The 19,381-nt window shown below is 38.3% G+C and carries 17 protein-coding genes; 13 read left to right on the top strand and 4 right to left on the bottom strand.

What is annotated here, in order from left to right; all coding sequences use genetic code 11:
* Window positions 1-411 precede the first annotated feature (411 nt).
* On the bottom strand, window positions 412-1,479 hold the full coding sequence (locus tag R2Q16_RS01275) for a DUF6588 family protein (protein ID WP_316734691.1): 1,068 nt from the start codon (window positions 1,477-1,479) through the stop codon (window positions 412-414).
* 341 nt (window positions 1,480-1,820) lie between these two features.
* On the opposite strand from R2Q16_RS01275, the gene R2Q16_RS01270 reads away from it, so the two are divergent.
* The 5 genes from R2Q16_RS01270 to egtD are packed head-to-tail and all read left to right on the top strand — an operon-like array spanning window position 1,821 to window position 7,855.
* Window positions 1,821-3,206, top strand: coding sequence for a mercuric reductase (locus tag R2Q16_RS01270; protein ID WP_316734690.1), 1,386 nt, complete (start codon window positions 1,821-1,823; stop codon window positions 3,204-3,206).
* Entirely contained in the window at window positions 3,206-4,165 is a 960-nt protein-coding gene (locus tag R2Q16_RS01265) for an ABC transporter ATP-binding protein (protein WP_316734689.1), read from the top strand. Before R2Q16_RS01270 ends, R2Q16_RS01265 begins: the two co-directional genes overlap by 1 nt.
* Window positions 4,158-5,726 (top strand): ABC transporter permease/substrate-binding protein, encoded by a 1,569-nt coding sequence (locus R2Q16_RS01260; protein ID WP_316734688.1) that lies wholly within the window; start codon window positions 4,158-4,160, stop codon window positions 5,724-5,726. The genes R2Q16_RS01265 and R2Q16_RS01260 overlap by 8 nt, the downstream gene beginning before the upstream one ends.
* A complete protein-coding gene (egtB, locus tag R2Q16_RS01255; RefSeq protein WP_316734686.1) occupies window positions 5,726-6,877 on the top strand; it encodes an ergothioneine biosynthesis protein EgtB in 1,152 nt (383 codons plus the stop codon). The genes R2Q16_RS01260 and egtB overlap by 1 nt, the downstream gene beginning before the upstream one ends.
* A 6-nt stretch (window positions 6,878-6,883) precedes the next feature.
* On the top strand, window positions 6,884-7,855 hold the full coding sequence (gene egtD / locus R2Q16_RS01250) for an L-histidine N(alpha)-methyltransferase (RefSeq protein WP_316734685.1): 972 nt from the start codon (window positions 6,884-6,886) through the stop codon (window positions 7,853-7,855).
* Here egtD and R2Q16_RS01245 read toward each other — a convergent pair.
* Entirely contained in the window at window positions 7,852-8,922 is a 1,071-nt protein-coding gene (locus tag R2Q16_RS01245; protein WP_316734684.1) for an aminotransferase class V-fold PLP-dependent enzyme, read from the bottom strand. The genes egtD and R2Q16_RS01245 overlap by 4 nt on opposite strands.
* Window positions 8,923-9,034: 112 nt before the next feature.
* Between R2Q16_RS01245 and R2Q16_RS01240 the strand changes: the two genes are divergently transcribed.
* Complete coding sequence (locus R2Q16_RS01240) at window positions 9,035-9,511, top strand: DinB family protein (protein WP_316734683.1); 477 nt, start codon at window positions 9,035-9,037, stop codon at window positions 9,509-9,511.
* 19 nt (window positions 9,512-9,530) lie between these two features.
* A complete protein-coding gene (locus tag R2Q16_RS01235) occupies window positions 9,531-9,917 on the top strand; it encodes a VOC family protein (protein WP_316734682.1) in 387 nt (128 codons plus the stop codon).
* Window positions 9,918-9,922: 5 nt separating this feature from the next.
* On the opposite strand, the gene R2Q16_RS01230 is transcribed toward R2Q16_RS01235, so the two are convergent.
* On the bottom strand, window positions 9,923-11,692 hold the full coding sequence (locus R2Q16_RS01230) for a mechanosensitive ion channel family protein (protein WP_316734681.1): 1,770 nt from the start codon (window positions 11,690-11,692) through the stop codon (window positions 9,923-9,925).
* The gene (locus R2Q16_RS01225; protein ID WP_316734679.1) at window positions 11,676-12,005 is read right to left on the bottom strand and encodes a hypothetical protein; all 330 of its coding nucleotides are present in this window, start codon (window positions 12,003-12,005) and stop codon (window positions 11,676-11,678) included. Before R2Q16_RS01225 ends, R2Q16_RS01230 begins: the two co-directional genes overlap by 17 nt.
* 246 nt (window positions 12,006-12,251) lie before the next feature.
* Between R2Q16_RS01225 and R2Q16_RS01220 the strand changes: the two genes are divergently transcribed.
* The 6 genes from R2Q16_RS01220 to R2Q16_RS01195 all read left to right on the top strand — a co-directional run bounded on the left by R2Q16_RS01220 (window position 12,252) and on the right by R2Q16_RS01195 (window position 19,381).
* A complete protein-coding gene (locus tag R2Q16_RS01220) occupies window positions 12,252-12,596 on the top strand; it encodes a hypothetical protein (RefSeq protein WP_316734677.1) in 345 nt (114 codons plus the stop codon).
* Between the two features lie 95 nt (window positions 12,597-12,691).
* Window positions 12,692-13,402 carry an ATP-binding cassette domain-containing protein gene (locus R2Q16_RS01215; protein ID WP_316734676.1) on the top strand — a complete coding sequence of 237 codons (711 nt, stop codon included), beginning with the start codon at window positions 12,692-12,694 and terminating at the stop codon, window positions 13,400-13,402.
* A gap of 2 nt (window positions 13,403-13,404) precedes the next feature.
* Window positions 13,405-14,826: a DUF3526 domain-containing protein gene (locus tag R2Q16_RS01210; RefSeq protein ID WP_316734675.1), complete on the top strand. Its 1,422-nt coding sequence runs from the start codon at window positions 13,405-13,407 to the stop codon at window positions 14,824-14,826.
* Complete coding sequence (locus R2Q16_RS01205; RefSeq protein WP_316734674.1) at window positions 14,823-16,196, top strand: ABC transporter permease; 1,374 nt, start codon at window positions 14,823-14,825, stop codon at window positions 16,194-16,196. The genes R2Q16_RS01210 and R2Q16_RS01205 overlap by 4 nt, the downstream gene beginning before the upstream one ends.
* Before the next feature lie 54 nt (window positions 16,197-16,250).
* Window positions 16,251-18,722, top strand: coding sequence for a TonB-dependent siderophore receptor (locus R2Q16_RS01200; RefSeq protein WP_316734673.1), 2,472 nt, complete (start codon window positions 16,251-16,253; stop codon window positions 18,720-18,722).
* 251 nt (window positions 18,723-18,973) lie between these two features.
* On the top strand, window positions 18,974-19,381 hold the full coding sequence (locus R2Q16_RS01195; RefSeq protein WP_316734671.1) for an antibiotic biosynthesis monooxygenase family protein: 408 nt from the start codon (window positions 18,974-18,976) through the stop codon (window positions 19,379-19,381).

The following is a 19,381-nucleotide window of genomic DNA, read 5'->3' as shown; positions in this document are numbered from 1 at the left end:
TCAATTCGTCATTTTAAATTTGAGTTAACGATCTAAATGGATAAATCAGAGTGGATTGATCCATGTCACCGGAAATGTGATTTTTGTTAATTTTTGATTTCTTGGGGTTATTAAATTGGCTAATAGGGGTCAAGTACTTTGGTTTATCCATCTAACTGGAAAAACCGATTAATTTGACCTCGTTGCATCAATTTTAAATTTCCTGATAAATAGGTTGTTATGAGAAAATCAGTTTTGACAGTACTCTATCTATGCTTTATCCCTACTTGATCTATGCTCCATCTATTCATTAAGTAGGCCGTTAAAGTTATGCACAGTGTAATTATATGCAAGAAGTGAATTGATATTAGCCATTTTGATTGATATTGAAATTGTAATGCATACGCGACACGCTTGCGCTGGCGAGGGGAATTATATTCCAATACCAATTCCACCGCTGAGCATACCGTAACCACTGGAGAAACCGTAGGCGCCGTAAATCCTCAAAATAGGAAATTTCAGTTGGAAGCCAAGGTCTCCCCTAAAGGTTTTTAGATAGGTTCGTTTAAGTTCAAACGGATTTGTATAGGTGATGTAGGCCAATTGATTATCCCGGATGCTATTCACGATAGGAAAATTCCCTTTCAAAGCCAGATTGGCGCCGGAGATACTATATCCGGCAGAAATAAAGGGAGTAAAGAAAGAAATTTGTTTAGATAGGGTAGCCTGAAATATATAATTGTCGAAAGTTGCATAAACTTGTTGGGTTGTAAAGTCTTTCGCTTCCTCTGGTGTTTCTGGTATCATTCCGTTCAAAGGTTGCAAGTCAAGATTCATGCTGTATTTTAACCTTGTAAAACCTGCAAGAACTGAAAAATCAAATGGTGTTTTCTTGATATCCTTATCAACGAAATCCCTGACAATATTATGTTTCACGCCAAATCCTAAAAGTGAGATAGAACCGAAATATTCACCCAACCTGATTTTTGGAGCTGCACGTATCATAAATTCAGTGTTGCCGAAAAAGCCAACCGTTAATTGAAGCTGTGGAGTAGGCACAAAATTTCTTATAATGGCCCTTGGAAGCTCAAAAGAAACAAGTTTATTGTTGTTGCCATCAAAAAGATCAACCAATGGACCGTTTGTATTAATGTCGCCCGTAAATGTTGGGGATATTGTTCGTAAAGGGTCGGCCGGACGGAGGCTGTTTGAAAGTCCAATCTTTGTGATATCGAAAGATTGCCTGGACGATGGTACCAAAGAACCAGTGCCAACTACCCGAATGTCGAAATGTAAAGGCCCCAAAGTTTGCGCTGTATTTGTCCATCCACTGTTCATGCCTAAGCCAAACCCATAAAATAGGGGACGGGTATAAGCGTTGATAAGCTTTTCAGCATCCTGAGGGCCAGCCTGTATAAGCTGCTCAAAATTGAGTTGTGCATGCGCACGCTGTGTAAAAAATCCAATAAGGGTAAAAAGTAGGGCGAAAGCTTTGTTCATTATTTTGCAACGATAGTATTTGACTCTTTGATTTAATTCAACCCTTAATACCGAAGAATGTTTTCCGTATTTATATTATAACAACTATCTGACTCAAATGCATTTAAATTTTAGCTATTGGGGGTATAATGGTCTGCTTATTAACCAAGCTGTTCGAAATGTTTCAAAGAGCATCTCGAGCTGATAATAATAAGAATTTGTAATTCTTCAAACAAAAGTCTGAGAGATAAAAAACCATTCGGGCATCTTTATGCTCACCAACATCTACGCTTCTTCCCTGAACATAATTGAGGTTTTATTGTTGTTCTTCAAATACTGAGGATACAAATCACTAAAATACCATGACACATTTTGATGCAATAATTATTGGCGCAGGACAGGCCGGCGTTCCACTTGCTAAAAAACTCGCTTTGGCTGGTAAAAAAACTGCAATTATCGAAAAGCGCTTAATAGGTGGAACTTGTATTAATGATGGCTGTACGCCAACGAAAGCGATAATTGCTTCTGCGAAACAAGCCTTTCAGGCCAGCCAAGCTGCGGCGCTTGGTATCGAAATCGGTAGCATCAAAATTGATTTTAAGAAAATTAAAAAAAGAAAAGATAAAATCGTTGAGCAATTCAGAAGTTCAGCAGAAAAGGGTATTCTAGAAACTGCGGGTTTAAAGTGTTTTATGGGCGAGGCCAGCTTTAGCGCTGAAAAAGAAATCACCATTTTATTAAATGAAGGTGGTGAAAAGGTGATAACAGCCGATTGGATTTTTATCAACACAGGTGCAAAAACAGCCATTCCCGATATTGAAGGGTTATCCGAAACAGACTTCCTAACCTCAACCTCTATCCTCGAATTGGAAAAAGTACCCGAACATCTTGTTGTTATTGGCGGTAATTACATTGGTTTAGAGTTTGGCCAGATGTTCAGTCGTTTTGGGAGCAGGGTAACCGTTCTCGAAAAATCTGCAACAATATTAGCTAAGGAAGATGAAGATGTCTCAAAAACAATGACAGAAATACTCGAGGCAGAAAAAATTGAAATCATTACAAAAGCCCAGATACAAAGTGTTTCTTCAAAGAATAAGCAGGAACTTGAAGTTCAGGTTAAATCGGGTAAAAATATAAAACATTTAAAGGCAAGTCATATTTTGGTTGCTGCCGGAAGAACGCCTCAAACTGAAAGACTGAATCTGGCGCTCGGTGGCATCAAAACGGATGAAAAAGGGTATATTGTGGTGAATGACAAACTGGAAACAAATGTAAAAGGAATCTATGCGCTTGGCGATGTTAAAGCCGGGCCTGCCTTTACGCATATTGCATACAACGATTACACGATTGTTTATCGAAATTTAATGGAAGGCGAAAACTATAATATTAAAGACAGGCCGCTTCCTTATTGTATGTTCACCGACCCTCAACTTGGCAGAATAGGTATGTCGGAAAAAGAAGCCAGGGCAGAAAATCTGAATTATAAAGTGGCAGTATTGCCAATGTCTTCCGTTGCAAGGGGGATAGAAACTGGCGAAACCCTTGGACTGATGAAAGCAATTGTTGATGTAAAAAGTAAGAAAATACTCGGGGCGGCAATTTTGGCATCGGAGGGTGGAGAGGTCATGTCTGTATTGCAGATGGCAATGGAAGGTGGAATAACTTACGACCGAATCCGTTATTGTGTTTTTGCACATCCAACTTATTCCGAGTCGTTAAATAATCTTTTTATGAAGATTGAAGATTAATGATTGAGCTAAAAAACGTTAGTAAAAGTTATGGCGACAAAGTTGCCGTAAATCAGGTTTCTTTTAAGGTAGAGGCAGGTGAAACTCTGGTGATACTGGGTACAAGTGGCTGCGGTAAAACAACAACGCTTAAAATGATTAACCGTTTGATAGCGCCTGATGAAGGTCAGATTATAATTAACGGAGATGAAGTAAAGCAGCAAAAACCCGAAAATCTGAGGAGAGGCATCGGCTATGTTATGCAAAATATCGGACTGTTTCCACATTACTCCATCGAAGAAAATATGGCTGTTGTGCCTAAATTGCTGAACTGGGATAAACAAAAAATCAGCGAACGGATTCACGAAATAATTGAGAAACTACATTTGCCTGCTAGTATTTTAAAAAGCTTTCCGGATGAGCTTAGTGGTGGGCAACAGCAAAGGGTAGGTCTTGCCAGAGCTTTAGTTGCAGACCCATCAATTTTATTAATGGATGAACCTTTTGGGGCACTCGATAACGTAACAAGAACCAGCATTCAACAAGAATTTAAAAACCTGGAAGCGCTAAAGAAAAAAACAATTGTGATGGTAACGCATGATGTATTGGAGGCTTTTACACTTGCAGACAGGATTTGCCTAATGGATAAGGGCGAAATTATGCAGATAGGCACTGCAAAAGAGTTGCTTTTTAAACCCGAGAACGATTTCTCCAGGAAGTTTTTAGATGGTCAGCGGTTGGCATTAGCTTTTCAGGTTATTCAAATTAAGGATGTCTGGTCTGGCTTACCTGATGGTCAGGAAAGCGATAGTAAAAGTGTAACTGCTGAATGGAGCATTTGGGAGGCGATGGAAAAACTTCGCTCGATAGATGGCAGTAGCCTAAGTTTTCACAATGATGCAGGCGAAAAGAAAATAGCCAGCTTTGAAGACCTGACCAAAGCTTTCAATCAGTATAAAATATCCAACGACTATGAATGAACAACAAACTTTGTGGCAGTTCATGTCGATGGAATCTGATAAACTACTTAATCAGACGCTACAGCACATCGGGCTTACCTTTATCTCTCTACTTTTGGCCATTGCGATTGGTCTCCCATTGGGCATTTTAATCGCCAGAAAACGTAAGTTATCGGGAACAGTATTGGGTATTGCGGGCGTTTTACAAACTGTACCAAGTATTGCGCTGTTGGGGTTCATGATTCCTGTTCTGGGTATTGGCGCAAAACCAGCGATTGTTGCGCTGCTTATTTATGCTTTGCTGCCCATCATCCGTAACACTTATACTGGTATTATCGGTATCGATAAGCACGTTAGAGAAGCCGCAAAGGCTTTGGGGATGAATAATAGTCAAATACTCTTTAAGATTGAAATTCCACTGGCCATGCCAATAATACTGGCTGGCATCCGTACCGCCACCGTAATAAATGTAGGTGTGGCAACGCTGGCTTCTTATATTGCTGCAGGTGGTTTGGGCGAATTTATTTTCGGCGGAATTTCTTTGAACAATACCAATATGATTTTGGCAGGCGCTATTCCTGCCGCTTTATTGGCCGTTATATTAGATGCCTTACTGTCCGTCACTCAAAAATTGAACTTTAAAAAACTCAGAAAGGTTTTAGTGGCGTTTCCGATAGTGATTGTTATCATGACAGTTTTTTATATCCTGCCATCTGCACAAGGTGTCAGCCTCAAAGCTGGGTTTACGCCCGAGTTTATGGGGAGGCAAGATGGAGATTTAGGTCTTAAATCAGCCTATGGCTTAAAAATAAAAACGGTTGTAATTAGTGATGCCGTTATGTACAAAGCTGCATTTTCAAAAGAACTGGATGTTATCAGCGGCTATTCTACAGATGGAAGACTAAAAGCATTTGGTTTAAAAATATTAAAAGACGATAAAGGCATATTTCCTCCATATTATGCAGCACCGATAGTATCACTTACTGCATTGGAAAAATTTCCTGAACTGGAAAAAACCTTAAATCTCCTTGCCGGAAAAATTACAGATTCCATCATGACAGATTTGAATTACCGGACAGACTACCTCCACCAAACACCAGCACGGGTTGCGAAAGATTTTCTGATCAAAAATGGTTTGTATAAAAGTGCAAAAAATGGTCATGCCGGAACCGTCAAAATCGGGTCAAAGATTTTTGGAGAACAATATATCCTTGCCGAAATTTATGCCATGCTTATCAGCGGAAATACAGATTATGAAGTACAAACCAAAACTGGGTTGGGCGGTACAAAAATCTGCTTTGATGCCTTGGCGAATAAACAAATTGACTTTTATCCTGAGTACACCGGAACAGGATTACTGGCCATTTTAAAACCTGATGCAAAATTAGTTTCCAGAATTTCAACCGATAAAGAGCAGACTTATAAATATGTTAGTGATGAATTTATTCGGAAATATAAAATCAAGTGGTTAAAGCCAATTGGCTTTAATAATTCTTATGCTTTAATGATGCGGCAAAAACAATCGGCCGAACTAAATGTTAATAGCATAACAGACCTTAAGCACCATCTCGATAAACATTAATGAATCTTGCTGAAAAATACCTGAGCATTCGAAAGTACTCTGAGCAACTTTGCGAGCCTTTACAAACCGAAGATTATGTTGTTCAGCCGGTTGCAGATGTAAGTCCTCCGAAATGGCATCTAGGCCATACAACCTGGTTTTTTGAAACCTTTATTTTAAAGCCTTTTTCCTTTGATTATCAGTTATACCACGAAGATTACAACTTTGTTTTTAACAGTTATTACGAAACAATTGGTAACCGGGTTATTCGAACGGACAGAGGAAATTTAAGCAGGCCAAGCGTTAATGAGGTTTACCAATATAGGGCTTATGTTGATGAGGCAATGGTGAATTTCTTATCAACGGAAGTAAATGCAGAAGTTTATGATTTATTAATGCTTGGTTTTAACCATGAGCAGCAGCACCAAGAACTTTTGCAAACTGATATTAAATATATTTTGGGCAATAATCCATTATTTCCGGCCTATCATGAAAGCAAAACGGAGGTTTCAAGTGCGGCAGTAACTGGTTCTGAAAGGATAAACATCCCGGCAGGGATTTACGATATTGGCTTTAACGGAGCGGATTTTAGTTTTGATAACGAGTTGGGCCGACACAAAGTTTACCTGAACGAATTTTCAATCAGCAGTACACTGGTAACTAATCAGGAATATCTGGAATTTATCACGGACGGAGGTTATCAGAATTTTAACTTCTGGCATGCAGAGGGTTGGGATTGGGTAAAAACAAATCAAATTAATGCACCCATGTATTGGCACCTAGTTGATGGAACCTGGTTTAATTATACCTTACAGGGATTAAAAGAGATAGCTCCGCAACAGCCTGTTACGCATGTAAGTTATTATGAAGCTTACGCCTTTGCGAACTGGAAAGGTTTGCGGTTGCCAACCGAATTTGAGTGGGAGGTTGCCGCACAAAATTTTAACTGGGGTGAGCGATGGGAGTGGACGGAAAGTGCCTACCTTCCATATCCTGGATTTAATAAAGTCCCCGGTGCCATTGGCGAATATAATGGTAAGTTTATGGTTAATCAAAAGGTGCTGCGTGGGGCATCGGTTGCCACTCCAATTGGGCACAGTCGCTTGAGTTACCGAAATTTTTTTCATTCCCATTTAAGATGGCAGTATACAGGTATCCGCCTGGCTAAGTAGAATTTTATGATGATATTGACCGAAAAAGTGAGCGTAAAGAATGAGCAGTTTCTTGAAGAAACCCTTCAAGGTTTAGCAGAAATGCCCAAGCGTATGCATTCTAAATATTTCTATGATGAAGCTGGAGATCAGATTTTTCAGCAGATTATGGAGATGGAAGAATATTACCTGACCAATGCGGAAATGGAAATTATGAAGTTTCAGGCCGACGAGATTGCAGACAATATTGAAGGTGATGGAAGCGGATTCGATTTGATTGAGCTTGGTGCGGGCGATGCGACAAAATCAATCCATTTATTAAATGCCTTAATGCAAAAACAGTGCAGTTTTAAATATTTCCCGATTGATATTTCCGCTCATGTTATCTCAGAATTAGAGTTAAACTTACCTGTAAGTTTACCAAACCTTAATTTCGAAGGTTTAAATGGCGATTATTTCGAAATGCTGAAAAGAGCAGCAGAAATTTCTAACAGGCGAAAGGTAGTGCTGTTTATGGGGGCTAATATTGGGAATATGACTGTTGATGAAGCCCAGGCTTTCTGTATTCATTTAAAACAATTCTTAGCTCCGCAAGATATCCTGATTATTGGTTTCGATTTAAAGAAAAACCCCAGGAAAATACTAAGTGCCTATAACGATGAAGCTGGTATAACCAAAGCTTTCAATTTAAATTTATTGAAAAGAATAAATCGGGAACTTGATGGCAACTTTGATTTAGATGCCTTCGAACATTATGCAAGTTACAACCCCGAAACGGGAGAATGCAAGAGTTACATCATCAGCTTGCTAAATCAACAGGTATCCATTGGGAATGCTACATTTCATTTTGATAAGGATGAATACATTTTGATGGAAATTTCACAGAAGTATGCAAAACCAGAAATTGAAGAACTTGCAGCAAGTTCTGGCTTTAAAGTAGCACGATATTTTACCGATACAAATCAATATTTTGTAGATGCGGTATGGAAAGTAAGCTAATCCAAAACTTCCAGCAAACGGTTTAAATCTTCTTCTGTATTGTAGAAATGGAACGATATTCTGGTACCCGTTCCTCTTGGCGAAACCAGAATATTAGCGTCCTTTAACCGATTAATCTGTTCTTCTTGGAGTGGTAAACTGATGATAGAAGATTGTTCCTTCCGCTCCAACATCCAATCCAAAAGCAAGCCTTTCTTATGCAATTTGGTTCTTGCTTTCTTCGTCAATTCCCCGATGTTGTTTTCAATATTATCAAAGCCAACAGTATTTAAATATTTGATGCCTTGGTTCAATGTTCCAAAGTTGAGGCTATCTAAATGACCAGGTTCTAAGGTAAGGGATAAATAATCACGGCCAGTTAATAAAGGCGAAATTGGGGCGTTTGAATCCTTTCTGTTTCGATAAATGCTTTCTTTAGCGGCAGTAGATAGAAAAATATAACCGTTTCCATATCCGCCTAAAAGCCATTTATAGCCACTGCCAATTAAAACATCCAGCCCCGATTGTTCAAAATTAAAGGTGGAAGTTCCCAGAAATTGGGTGGCATCACCAATCAAAATCAAATTGGGGTAATTGGTTTTTAACAAGCGGATAAAGTCGCTCTGCATTCTAAGTCCGCTGATGTATTGCACCATACTGAACGCAAAAATTGTAGGCTTAAACTGCTCTATAGATTGCAGGATATTTTCTTCTAGTTTCGCATTAATTTGTACTTCACATGATTCAAATCCATAACTCATAATCGGATAAGTTAACGATGGATAATCTTCTTTCAAGAGCAAAATTCGATGTTTTTTGTCTAAACCATTCAATATTGAATTAAACCCGCTAGAGAAATTCGGACTTAAAAATGTATGCTCCCTTTTGACATGGAAAGTTTCCGACAGATTTGTCCGTAGCGTTTCCATTATTGCCAGGCTGTTTGCCCTGAAGTTACTGCCCTCCTGTATAAATTCCTCATCATGTTTGCGACGCCATGCTGCGATTTCAGTAGAAAGCAAGCCAGAGTTTGCCGTATTTAGATAAGTGTAGTTTTTCAGGATTGGGAATAGTTCCGTGTAGGTCATCCTCAAAAATAATGAAATCCAGATACAAGCAAAGCCAACACCCAACGTTTCATGTCATTTTTACAAACCTAAACCGATATGGTTTGTTATATGCTTGTTTATCAGATATTATATGGAAAGTAAAGGCCTGCTGATTACCGAACTTAAGAATTTGCTGAATGGTGGCACTGCACATACCGGATTGAAAGATGCGGTGGCAGATATACCTTTTGAATTGCTCGGACAAAAACCGCATGGTTTACCTTATAGCATTTGGCAACTTACCGACCACATCAGGATAGCCCAATGGGATATGCTTGAATTTAGTAAGGATACCAACCATGTTTCACCAAAATGGCCAGATGAATATTGGGCAAAAGATGCTGAACCCAAAAGCGAAATGGATTGGGAGAACTGTATAAATCAAATAGAAAATGATTTGAAAGCATTTATTGATTTGCTTGACTCCAAAGATTTATTTGAACGCATCCCACATGGTAGCGGTCAAAGTATACTTCGTGAGGCCTTACAAATTGCAGATCATAATGCTTATCATACCGCCGAAATTATCGTTATCCGACGTTTGCTGGGCATCTGGAAATCATCATAAACATTAAAATACAAATATCATGTTAAAAGAATCACAAGCCTTTAGCTCTTTTGCGGTAAAAGATATCGGCAAAGCAGCAGATTTTTACCGCAACATTTTAGGGTTAAGCGTTAAAGATAATCCAATGGGTATTATAGAAATCGAAGTACCTGGTACAACAAATGTTATGGTTTACCCGAAGCCTGATCATGAGCCTGCAACCTTTACCGTGTTAAATTTTCCGGTTCAGGATATTGAGAAAACGGTTGATGAATTAACCGCAAAAGGGATAAAGTTTGAGCAATACGATTCGGAATATCTAAAAACGGACGAAAAAGGGATTTCCCGTGGCAACGGTGGGCCAAGCATTGCCTGGTTTACAGACCCTTCGGGCAATATTTTATCCGTACTCGAAATGGAAGAGTAATCATTTTATTCTTTCCGGATAACATTGTAGGCTGGCGACAGTAGTTCTATTCCGGCTGCAGCAATTTCATCCTGGATGTTTTCCAGAAGCTTACTGTAAATCAGCGCCTGCTTCCCGGCTTCCCTGGTATAGGCATTTATCTCATAAGAAACATAATAATCGTCAAGCCGCGTTTGTAATACAAAAGGTGCGGGGTCGTTTAATATGTACTCAGTTTTTAATGCTGCGCTGATAAGCAGTTCGTATGCTTTTTTCCAATCTACATCGTATCCAAGCGTTACTTCGTAATGTAAAATCAAACCCAATGGCCCAGCTTGTGCAGAATAATTTACCGTGCTTGAGGAGAGTACCATAGAATTAGGTACAGTAACATCTTCGTTTTTTATGGTCCTGATGCGCGTAACCAGCATTGTTTTTTCAATAATATCTCCAGTTACTTCGCCGATTTTTACCCTGTCTCCTCTCTTAAATGGACGCATATAGGTAATCACGAGTCCGGCAACAATATTTGTAATTGCACTTGAAGAACCTAGCGAGATTAATATACCTAAAAATACAGAAACGCCTTGGAAGGCTGCAGAGCCCGAACCCGGAAGGTAGGGAAAAATTATCACCAGCATAAAAGCATAGAGTATGAACCTTAATATGTTAAAGGTCGGGATGGCCCAATCGGCATGAAAGCCATTTAACTGTATATTGCCTTTTCCAATTTCGATAAAAAAATACCTGACAGCCTTTAAGGCAAATTTAAAAATAAGGTAGATTACGCCTATCGTAAATAAATTAGGCAGATAGGCAAGAATGCCTGAAAATGCGGCCCTTAATGGCGCAAGTATCCAATTTAATAAAGTATTTGTCCAGCTTTCCGTTTCAGGAAAAACACTGAATAGTAAAGGCAGCGATAGGTAAATAATAAGTAAAGTGGTTACAATTTGCAGGAAGTTGTTAAGCTTCACGAAAACCATTTCGAGGTCTTTTGCGGCAATTATTTTGAGTTTTCCAAGTTTAAGCCCATTAATAATTCTGCGGGAGCGCATCTGTATATAGGTTCTGCTCTTAGAAAATAACCAGGAAATGGCGCTTACCAGAAGGTACAATGCAATTAATATCAGTACGCAAAAACCAATACGTTTTAACCAGTTGGTTAAACTGTGTGCCGCTCTTTCTGCCTTTATCGCATTGCGGATTTTTGCCAGATAATCACTGCTGAGCTGTGCATTATTTTTTCCAAACCACAGTCCATCTAAGTTAGATACACTAAGAATGATTTCTTCATTTTTATAAACCAAATCAAAATTATCGGCAGTAGACCTGATTTGCAAAGAATCAGGCGCATAAAATGCATCTTCATAAAGGGTCTGAATTTTTTTGGAAATGCCAGCTGCACGTTCTTTGGCACTGAATGAACCTGTTCGGGTAAATATGGTGAACAGTGTATCCTGATTAAGCACAACCGGATACCCTACAGCATGTTGCTTTAACTTTTTAATCTCAGCAGTTTGCTGTATTGTCCGCAGGGAATCATTTCGGCTAATCTCTTTAAGTTTTGCTTCCAGTTCGCGGGTTTTTGCCTGATCACCCTGAGCAGCGGATAATTGCTTTTTCAACTGTATGCTAACCAAAGAATCAATTTGTTTTTGCTGCTGATCTTTGATTAGGGTTACTTCGTTAATGGTGAGGTTTTCTTTACTTACGCTATCAGTCGCCAAGGTTTGCGCAGCAAGTTTTAGCGAGATACAGATTAAAAAGAACAAAAAACTAAACCTTCTCAACATAGACTTTATTTTCGCTGGATAATTTTAAAAGCGTATTATTTGCTTCGGGTTGATGGTTATAAAGGGCAGAAAGTGTAAAGGTAAGCAAACCGCCAATAAATAGGATAAGCCCTATCTGCTGTATTATAGATTCAGTTTTTTTACCAAAAGCAGCCCGATCGGTTGCCACAAATTTTTTCAAACCATTCATACGTGCTCTTATTCTTTTACGATGGATGGCCAAAGCAATCGTTAAGCATCCAAATGAAATTAAAATCAAACCGGCAATTTCAGCATCCGTAATTATAGTAGCAGATAAAATATTGTTTTCCATAATATACCTACAAGTTAATACTTAAATTGTTTAGTTTAAACAAATTTTAGGCTTCAATAATGTTTTAGCCTAAAAGCGACTGCCGTTTCTCCTTATTATGCCCTCTAGTTTAAGTCTTCCGCAGGGCGACTTAAATTTTTATATAAGAACAAGGACTTTGTTTGTAATATATTGCCAATGCCCAAGCTAATTAAAATCTAATTTTCATATTAGAAAAAATTACTGCAACTTTGTTGCGAAATAGAAATGCAGTTCATCCGACGAAAACTTTCTTTACCAATATCTTTTGCACTTCTTGTGTTGTTTTTTGGTATTGGGTTAATCGAATCGTTGCATCACCATGTTTCTGATGAAACAACTATTTCTGTTCAAAAGGATAGTAATTCAGTTTCACTTCATAAATATCAAAAAAACTGCGAAATCTGTACCGGTATTTCCAATCATCAATACCAACAGTTTGATATAGTTGAAGTTCCTGTAAAGCTGAATTATACTGAACCTCGTTCTGTTCAGTATTGGACTTATAATGAAAAAGTGATTAGCAATAATTGCTATTCTTTCGTAAACAAAGGGCCACCCAGTCAAGCTTAAATTTCTTTGAAAGGTTTTGCGCATTTGTGCAATAAGCCTGTAATTCATTCAGTCTGATGACCAGATTGATATTTCTTATTTTTTATTTTTTCAATATGCAATTCGTGTTAGAAGCTGTAGGGCTATCTAAGGATTATGGTCAAAATAATGGCTTGAAATCTTTAGACCTGCAACTCAAAAAAGGGGAGATTTTTAGTCTTCTAGGTCCAAATGGCGCAGGGAAATCGACAACGATTAATTTGTTTTTAGGCTTTATTAAGCCAACCGCTGGTCAGGCTTACATTTATGACATCAATGTTGAGCAAGATGCTGTGCTTTCTAAGAAATACCTTGCTTACATTCCAGAAAATGTAACGCTTTATCAAAACTTAACAGGGAAGGAAAACCTTTCGTTGCTAAGTAGTTTGGCAGGATTTAATTACAATAGTGAAACCCTGGAAAAACTATTGATAGAAGCAGGCTTGCAAGCTGATGCAATGAGTCGCCCGGTTGGAAGCTATTCAAAGGGCATGCGCCAAAAAGTAGGTATCGCTGCGGCCGTTGCCAGAGAAGCTAGGGTACTTTTATTAGATGAACCTACATCAGGTTTAGACCCAAAAGCAAGTAATGAATTTTCTGAATTGCTTAAAAAACAGAGCGAGAATGGCACAACGATTTTTATGGCAACACATGATATTTTTCGTGCTACAGAAATTAGTAACCGTATTGGAATTATGAAATCGGGTAAATTGATAGATGTTTTAGACCATTCAAGTTTATCAGCAAACGAAATCGAGTTATTGTATCTGGACTATATGAGGAATTAATTATGATCAGAACAATTGCACAAAAGGAGTTTTATTCTGCACTTAGAGATAAACGTTTCCTGGTTATTAGCGCTGTTATCGGCATACTTTTACTAACCTCAGTTTTTACAGGTTATAAGAGTTACAGTTTACTGCAAAATGAACGTAGCGTTGCCCAACATCACGCCGAAGAAGATTTTCATAACCAGCCAGACAGACATCCACACCGGGTGGCACATTATGGTTCTTATGCTTTCCGACCTAAATCAGCCCTAAGTTTTTTGGATGCAGGCTTAGACCCATTTACCGGAACGATGGTGTATCTGGAAGCTCACCAGCAAAATAGTGCTAATTTTAGTCAGGCACAACAATCGGGTTCTACCATCAGGCTTGGAGAAATGAGCATGGCCTTTGTAATGCAGTGGCTTTTACCGCTGCTAATAATCTTTTTATGTTTTAATGCATTCACGCAGGAGCGAGAAGATAACACACTTAAACTTTTATTAAGCCAGGGAATATCACTTACAAAAATTGCCAAGGGTAAAATTTTAGGTTTCAGTATTTTAATTGCCTGTATTGTGCTGCCTGTATTTTTGCTTGCCGCTGTTTTTGCAATATTTACAAGTGGAGAGGCTTTTAGCATCGATATTTTTCTCCGGCTGATAATTCTGCTGTTAAGCTATACCCTTTACTTTTTTATTTTCATCGTAATCGCCGTATTGGTTTCTGCATTGTGTAAACAATCTAAAACGGCGCTCATTATTTTATTAGCCTGTTGGATTTTTAGTTGCGTTGTATTGCCAAAGGTTACGGTAAGCTTTGCAGATGCTGTTTATGATGCGCCATCTAAAGCTGTTATGGATGCAACTGTTCATCATGAAGCAAAAAATGGAATCAATGGACACAATCCTGAGGATAAAAGAACGAAGGAATTTACCAAAAAGCTGCTTAAAAAATATAAGGTTGATTCTGTAAGTCAGTTGCCGGTAAACCTGGGTGGATTGGTTATGGCAGAAGGAGAGGCTTTTAGTAGTAAACTTTATCAAACGCATTTTGATAATTTAATTGATGTTTACCAGAAGCAAAACAATATTTCTATCTGGTCTGGCTTTGTCGACCCTTATCAATCTATTCGAAACATTTCGATGGCGATGTCTGGTTCTGATTTTCATCACTACGTTACTTTCATCAGCGCAGCGGAAAATTATCGTTTTAAACTAGCACAACATTTAAATCACCTGCAAGCTTATAAGTTGGGTAATAAACCAAAAGATACCCGATTAGATAAATCAGAATATAGCGCTTATCCTGAATTTATTTACCAGGTTCCAGGCTTTCTAGAGGCTTTAGGAACTGTAATCGTTCCGCTGATAGCCATATTCTTTTGGGCTGCTTCTATCTATTTCATAACCCTTTTCATTCTAAAAAACATTTCGACGATATGATAAAGCAACTTCGTACATTAATTTATTTCGAGTGGCTTAATTTCAAAGCCGAAAAAGGCCTGATGCTTTTTATGCTTGTTATTTTTTCGGCTGGATTATACGGGATATTTTCTGGGCATTCGCAAATTACTGCCGAACGTAAAAGAATAGCAGCGCTTGATGGCTTATATCAAGACAACATTAAGGAGATGAAATCGAAATATCCCGACTCCGCAGATGCAGGCGATATTGGATATTATCATTCTGTGTATGCCAAAAATAAGCCTGACAATTGGGCGATGTTGTCAATTGGCCAGAGAGATATTAGTCCGTCTTATTTAAAGATTAGGTTACTTGCTGTTCAGAATCAGCTTTATGCGGCAGAGAATACTAATCCGTATAAATTATCAGTTGGCAGTTTCGATTTATCATTCGTTTTTGTTTTTCTGTTTCCTCTATTTATTGTGGCGATAAGTTTTAACGTGCTTTCGCAAGAAAAAGAGCAGGGTACATTAGCCTTATTACTTTCCTTTCCTTTAAAACTGCAAACCTTTCTGTTAGCGAAATTTATTTTTCGTTTTTTGTTGGTCTTGATGCTGGTGTTTACACTTTCTGTTATTGGCTGGCTTTGGATCAGGGCAGAAATAGATGGCAGGGCAATAGCTTGGCTTTCCCTAACCATTTTATATGTGCTTTTTTGGTTTGCGATCAGTTTTTGCATCATCGCTTTAAAAAGAAATTCAGCATTTAATGCGGTAAGTTTATTAGGGATTTGGCTGCTGATTGTGATTATAATTCCGGTTTTGGTTAATACGGTTAGTGAAATCAAAATACCGGTTGATGATGGATTAAAGTTAAGTTTAATACAACGCCAGGAAGTACATGGTGGCTGGGACAAACCACGTGGTAGAACCATGCAACGCTTTTTTGCCCGCCATCCGGAATTAAAGGATACCGCTTCGGTAGAGGGTGCATTCAAGTGGAAATGGTACTTTGCCTTTCAGGAACTTGGAGATGCTGCGGTCGAGCCTATATTTCAAACCTATATTCAGAAGCTTAATAAAAGGGCAGCGCTCGCAAGTAGTTTAAATGTTTTATCTCCGGCGGCAAAGTTGCAACAGGCAATGAACAGTATATCTGCAACAAACTATACAGCGCAGCTTGATTTTATGCTCGAAACCAAAAAATATCACGAGCGCTTGAAAGCATTTTATTACCCTTTTTTATTTAAGGATGAAGCCTTTTTACACGATGATTTTAGCAAAGAGCCGCAGTTTGAATATTTAGCAAAAACAGATTGGAAGCAGGTTAATCATAGCGCAATTGCCATTCTGCTAAGTACCTTCATTGTAACAGGGTTAGGGTTCGTCATCTTTAAATCAGTCAAATAAAAGGTTTTTTAGAGGGCAATTTTTCTAACAAATTTCAATTTTTTAACCAAACAAATGAACACTTTAATATCAAAGCTTCAGCCGCTTTTGGCGTTGCTTATATTTTTTATTTATGCTATACCTTCAGAGGTTTCGGCACAATCTGCCGAGACCGTTCTGGCTGGAATAGTATCCAATTCAATGGGGTCGGCCATACAAGGCGCAACAGTTAGGGTCGAATCTCAGAATGTGAAAACGGATGATGCGGGTGCTTTCAAAATTGTACTTAAACGTTCAGGTAAATTTAACATTCAAATTTCTTCTGTTGGATACGAACAATTAAAGCAAAACTTAGAAATCCGGGAGGGTTCTGAAAATCGTTTTTCTTTTACTTTAAAATCTTCATCTCAAGCACTTCAACAGGTTGAAATATTGGGTCGAAAATCAACATCGTATAAAACGGATTACAGCTTTGGAGCAACCAAAACAGCAACTTATTTAAAGGATATTCCGCAGTCGGTTAGTATAATCACCAAAGAACTCATCACCGACAGGCAAATTGAACGGGCATGGGACGCAACGAAGATGATGAGTGGCGTAAATCGTTATTCAAACTATAATGATATTGTGATAAGGGGTTTTAGAAGTGGCGAAAATCAACCCAGATTAATTAATGGATTGCGGGCTGCATTTGGATACTTTGACCAGCCTGTAACCGCAAACCTCGAAAGAATTGAAGTAGTAAAAGGACCTGCTTCTGCGCTTTTTGGAAACGCAGTTCCAGGCGGTACCATTAACTTTGTAACCAAAAAGCCACTCGCCGAAAACCGATATGGACTGAATTTTACGGGTGGCAGTTTTAACACCTTTCGTGGTGCAGCAGACTTTACGGGGCCGATAAATAAAGATAGCACCATACTTTACCGCTTTAATGCTGCTTACAGCAATGCACAAAGTTTCAGGAATTTGCAGGGTGGAGAAAATTATGTAATTGCACCGTCTTTTAGTTTCTTACCATCAGAAAAAACAAGAATTAATGTCGATTTGGTTTACAACCAGAGTAATAGTAAAATAGATAGAGGGCAGCCCGTATTTGGTGCGAGTTCGGCAAGTGATATTTATGCAACACCAATTGCCCTGGCCATTGGTGCACCGAATGATTTTTATAAGGTGAAAAACCTGCAACTAAACCTGGGATTAACACATGATTTTAATGAAAATCTGTCTTTCAATGCCTCTTACATGAAATTTGGATGGGATGAAAAGTTACTCGAACATCGCACTAGCAACACATTCGCCGTTGATGGTAATGGAAAAGAAATACCTTCAAAGGTTGCCATGCAGGTTTTCGACCGGTTACAGCGCTTATCATCTGATAATTTAAATGCATTTTTCAGGTACAAGGTAAAGCACGGCCAATTTAAGCATTCAATACTGTTGGGGTATGATTATATTCAACAGATTAGGCCAGTTGGTAGTACCCAAAATGTTGCAAGAGGCTACAGAAATGCAGCGAATACAGGCATCATAACCAGTTATAACCCTGCGAAAAAAAGTGATTACTTATTAGACGCTAATGGGAATCCGGTGCCGAATGTGGCTCACTTTGATTTGGTTAATGTGCAATATCCGATAAGGAATACAAATGGTTATTTCTTTACAGCAACCAATTATGCAGCAAGTAAATATGCTATTAATGCCGTGTACGCTCAAGACCAGATGAGCATTGGAAAATTACAAGTGCTATTGGGCTTAAGACAGGAGTTTTATGCAGATTACACCAACCATAATGAAAGCAATGAGACTAAGGTTATTCAACGGGCCTTTATTCCGAGGTTAGGCTTAACTTATACTTTGCATCCACAAATTAATGTTTATGGAACTTATACGGAAGGCTATCAGCCTCAAAGTGCCTCAACATTTAGCAATCCTAATAACGGCGGACCATTTTCGCCATCTACCAGTAACATGATCGAATTTGGAGCCAAAGCAAGTTTGTTTGAAGAGCGCTTGGCTGCTAACATATCCGTTTATAAAATCAAGCAGAAAAATGTGTTGGTTAGTGCAAATGACCCGATTAATACCGATTTATTAAGACAACGCGGTGAAGAGCAATCGAGCGGTTTTGAAGTAGAACTTATAGGCAATATTTTACCAAATCTCTCTGTAAATGCAAATTATGCCTACAATGAAGCAACTATTGTGCAGGGTTTGCCAGCTGAAGAAGGTATGCAAAAGGCAAATGCGCCAAAACACCTTTCTAATCTTTGGTTAAAATATGATATTTATAATGGAGACCTTGCTGGTTTAGGCTTTGGAGGTGGATTAAATTATAGTTCTAAACGTAATACAGAGATTTTGAGTCTTCAACTCCCTGCTTATTCAACAGTTGATGTTGCCGCATACTATACTTTTCAGCGCATTAGGTTATCTATGAATTTTAATAATGTGTTCAATCAGAAATATTGGATAGCAGGTTATAATTACACCCGTATCTTTCCTGGAGAGCCTAGAAACATCATGTTTTCGCTGATGAAGATTTTTTAGAAAGAAATTATAAATGAGCTTTTTGTCTAACATCGTGTAATCATTGAAATGCCTTTTAGTAAAACCTAAAAGGCATTTTAATTTGTTCGAAATTTTTGCTAAACCCTTGTCGTAAATTACATTAGTATTCTTTTTCAAAAAATTACCTTCTTCGCAACTATTAGAAGCTCCGGAAGAATTGCGTCTTTTTTAGGTTAATTACTGAGTTTCGCAAGTACCTAAAAAACGCAGCAAATTTGTAACTTGCAGTCATGAGATTTTTTCAAACGGCTTCAATATTATTGGTTACCATCCTTATATCTTTGTTGAATACAAAAGATGTTATGGCGCAGGAAACAACGAAATACCGGATTGCCAAACTGGAAATCCATCCAGAATATCTGGAGCAATATAAACAGGCACTTAAAGAACATGCAGAAGTGGCCGTAAAGGTTGAGCCGGGCGTGCTGAGTTTGCAAGCCGTATTTGATAAGAAAGTTCCAACGAATGTAACCGTTTTCGAGGTTTATGCAAGTGAATCAGCATATCAAACTCATTTAAAAACCCCACATTTTTTAAAGTATAAAAACGGAACATTGAAAATGGTAAAGGCACTTGAGCTTGTGGAGGTTGAACCAATCAGTATTCAAATTAAGCCTGCACTTTTAAAGAAGCAGTAA

This window comes from Pedobacter aquatilis, assembly GCF_032678425.1.
Lineage (GTDB): Bacteria > Bacteroidota > Bacteroidia > Sphingobacteriales > Sphingobacteriaceae > Pedobacter > Pedobacter aquatilis_B.
This window is presented reverse-complemented; position numbering and strand designations above follow the sequence as displayed.

Excerpts from the sequence above, each read along its gene's own strand:
- R2Q16_RS01240 (WP_316734683.1), top strand. The coding sequence starts at position 9,035 with ATGGAAAGTAAAGGCCTGCTGATTACCGAACTTAAGAATTTGCTGAAT.
- R2Q16_RS01245 (WP_316734684.1), bottom strand. The coding sequence starts at position 8,922 with ATGACCTACACGGAACTATTCCCAATCCTGAAAAACTACACTTATCTA.
- R2Q16_RS01220 (WP_316734677.1), top strand. The coding sequence starts at position 12,252 with ATGCAGTTCATCCGACGAAAACTTTCTTTACCAATATCTTTTGCACTT.
- R2Q16_RS01195 (WP_316734671.1), top strand. The coding sequence starts at position 18,974 with ATGAGATTTTTTCAAACGGCTTCAATATTATTGGTTACCATCCTTATA.
- R2Q16_RS01275 (WP_316734691.1), bottom strand. The coding sequence starts at position 1,479 with ATGAACAAAGCTTTCGCCCTACTTTTTACCCTTATTGGATTTTTTACA.
- R2Q16_RS01215 (WP_316734676.1), top strand. The coding sequence starts at position 12,692 with ATGCAATTCGTGTTAGAAGCTGTAGGGCTATCTAAGGATTATGGTCAA.
- egtD (WP_316734685.1), top strand. The coding sequence starts at position 6,884 with ATGATGATATTGACCGAAAAAGTGAGCGTAAAGAATGAGCAGTTTCTT.
- R2Q16_RS01265 (WP_316734689.1), top strand. The coding sequence starts at position 3,206 with ATGATTGAGCTAAAAAACGTTAGTAAAAGTTATGGCGACAAAGTTGCC.
- R2Q16_RS01270 (WP_316734690.1), top strand. The coding sequence starts at position 1,821 with ATGACACATTTTGATGCAATAATTATTGGCGCAGGACAGGCCGGCGTT.
- R2Q16_RS01225 (WP_316734679.1), bottom strand. The coding sequence starts at position 12,005 with ATGGAAAACAATATTTTATCTGCTACTATAATTACGGATGCTGAAATT.
- R2Q16_RS01235 (WP_316734682.1), top strand. The coding sequence starts at position 9,531 with ATGTTAAAAGAATCACAAGCCTTTAGCTCTTTTGCGGTAAAAGATATC.
- R2Q16_RS01205 (WP_316734674.1), top strand. The coding sequence starts at position 14,823 with ATGATAAAGCAACTTCGTACATTAATTTATTTCGAGTGGCTTAATTTC.
- R2Q16_RS01200 (WP_316734673.1), top strand. The coding sequence starts at position 16,251 with ATGAACACTTTAATATCAAAGCTTCAGCCGCTTTTGGCGTTGCTTATA.
- R2Q16_RS01230 (WP_316734681.1), bottom strand. The coding sequence starts at position 11,692 with ATGTTGAGAAGGTTTAGTTTTTTGTTCTTTTTAATCTGTATCTCGCTA.
- R2Q16_RS01210 (WP_316734675.1), top strand. The coding sequence starts at position 13,405 with ATGATCAGAACAATTGCACAAAAGGAGTTTTATTCTGCACTTAGAGAT.
- R2Q16_RS01260 (WP_316734688.1), top strand. The coding sequence starts at position 4,158 with ATGAATGAACAACAAACTTTGTGGCAGTTCATGTCGATGGAATCTGAT.
- egtB (WP_316734686.1), top strand. The coding sequence starts at position 5,726 with ATGAATCTTGCTGAAAAATACCTGAGCATTCGAAAGTACTCTGAGCAA.